This is a genomic window from Leptotrichia hongkongensis (assembly GCF_041538065.1).
Classification (GTDB): domain Bacteria; phylum Fusobacteriota; class Fusobacteriia; order Fusobacteriales; family Leptotrichiaceae; genus Leptotrichia; species Leptotrichia hongkongensis.
The window spans coordinates 1-1,031 of record NZ_JBGORW010000022.1 but is presented as its reverse complement, the minus strand read 5'-3'; the positions used below and the strand labels follow the sequence as shown (position 1 = coordinate 1,031).

Below are 1,031 nucleotides of genomic sequence, written 5' to 3'. Positions count from 1 at the left end.
ACAAAAATATATTAAAAAAAATATTTCTTCCCTAATGTATCTTTAACCTACTGATTTTCCTTGTACTCTTTTAATACTTCATTTGGACTCTTAAAGCCTAGCACTTTTCTTGATATGTTGTTGTATCTTGTATTGTATTTCCTTATTGCCCTTAACAGTTCTTCCTTGCTTTTAAATTTCTTGTCTGCATAGTACTTGCTGTCAAGCCTGTGGCTTCTTTCCACTTTCCCATTCTCCCATGGCGAATATGGACGAGTTGTCCCGTACTCTATCCCCTTCTCCTCCAGTTTCAGCTCAAACAGTGTTTTCTTATCACTTTCAGAATTTGTGAACTCTCTCCCATTGTCTGTCTGAACTTTCTTTATGTCAAATCCCAGCTCCTTTTCCAAGTTCTCTAGAAACTTTGCAGTCTGATAGGTACTTTTTTCATCTGCTATCCTTAACACTCTTTTTCTTGTATATTCATCTAATGCCGTTATTTGATAATACTTCTGGTCACGTGTGCCAAACTGTATGCATTCTTCCGGAACATATTTTATGTCTATCTGTACTCTTTCCCCAGGGTACTTCGCCTGTTCAACCTTCTTCTTTCTCTTATATAGCTTTTTAGGCTTTTCTTTGGCATTGCCCTTCATTTTCCTTATTATCCTGCACATTGAATCATATGTACGGCTATAGCCTTCCTTTCTTGCTTTGACATAAACTTCTGCCAGCCCTTCATAGCCAAATTTCCTGTACTTTTTCATAACCAGCTCTATTTCTTCTTGCGTGTGCTGGTTTGGGTGGCTTTTAGGTCTTCTGCTTTTTGGCAGAAGAGACTGGACTGTGCCGTCGTATCTGTCTCTCCAACGTTTTATCTGCTGACGTGATGTCTTATATTTCACTGCTGCCTTTGAATTATTATTATGTTTTATTGCATACTCAATTGCCCGTTGACGAACACGGTATATTTCTGATATACTACTCATATGAAAGGTTTCTCCTTAATGTGGTTTGGTAGATTTACATTATATCAGAAACCTTTCTTTTTT

General features: G+C 37.3%; 1 protein-coding gene. It reads right to left on the bottom strand.

Annotated elements, in window-relative coordinates; genetic code table 11:
* Positions 1 to 47: 47 nt before the first annotated feature.
* A complete protein-coding gene (locus ACEG17_RS09955; RefSeq protein ID WP_372583590.1) occupies positions 48 to 968 on the bottom strand; it encodes a DDE-type integrase/transposase/recombinase in 921 nt (306 codons plus the stop codon).
* Positions 969 to 1,031: the final 63 nt, after the last annotated feature.

Excerpts from the sequence above, each read along its gene's own strand:
- ACEG17_RS09955 (WP_372583590.1), bottom strand. The coding sequence starts at position 968 with ATGAGTAGTATATCAGAAATATACCGTGTTCGTCAACGGGCAATTGAG.